This window comes from Streptococcus sp. GMD1S, assembly GCF_000296875.1.
GTDB lineage: Bacteria > Bacillota > Bacilli > Lactobacillales > Streptococcaceae > Streptococcus.
Window position 1 is genome coordinate 1 of record NZ_AJQY01000465.1, and the last position, 815, is coordinate 815.

At 31.4% G+C, this 815-nt stretch carries 2 pseudogenes; both read right to left on the reverse strand.

The window, feature by feature from the left end:
• Positions 1-152: 152 nt before the first annotated feature.
• A pseudogene (locus GMD1S_RS11315) lies at positions 153-508 on the reverse strand (MepB family protein).
• Positions 509-654: 146 nt separating this feature from the next.
• A pseudogene (locus tag GMD1S_RS12730) lies at positions 655-815 on the reverse strand (CPBP family intramembrane glutamate endopeptidase); the annotation flags it as partial.

The following is an 815-nucleotide window of genomic DNA, read 5'->3' on the forward strand; positions in this document are numbered from 1 at the left end:
AGTAGTATAGCATAGACTTATATATTTTTCAAGAAAATTATAGTTTTTCGGAAAGACGTTATAAGTGTTTGATGGATTCTAGAAAAAACAAAGACCTGATTCTGCAATCATAAGAAACAGGTCTTTTGTGTGTATGTAATCCGGCAATATGTTTATACTTTAATTTCTCTAAAATATTGCAATTGCCATTTTTGTGTTGCTCGAGCTGTTGTATTTAAATTTGAGCACCAAGGAGGATAAAATCGCATAGACATTTTTCCATTGCTATCTTTTGTCGACAGAATGTTTTTACGAATAGCCACCTCGTTTGGAATAATGAATAGTCCCCTCTTATCATTATCAATGATAACGATTATAAGTTCATTTCCTAAATCCTCATTGGTATAAGGAATGTTCTTGTTGTTTTGGTCTTTTTCCAAAAAACTGTAAAATATCCTTCTTTTTTTGGTGTTCTTTTTGCCAAGCGGCATCTTTTATACCCTTGCTCTTCCTTTATATTGATAAGAATACCTTCGTATTTTTCATTGTATTTTTCTTCAATGAAATCAAAATCACCATAAAAATTATATAAAACATCGAGTATTTTCATTATGATGTATATCCTCCTTAGCAAATAACTTTTCCAAAGAATAATACTGTTTCCAACAAAATCAGCTACCGACTATACTCATCTTTTTTATGTATTACCATATAGCAGGATACCAAGATGATGAAGATTTTAAGCAGGTAGGTTTCGGATCGATCAGTGTCTATGGTTATCTGAGACAAGACATTAATGATCGAATGTGTCATAACGCAAATCCAGAGATTCTTTG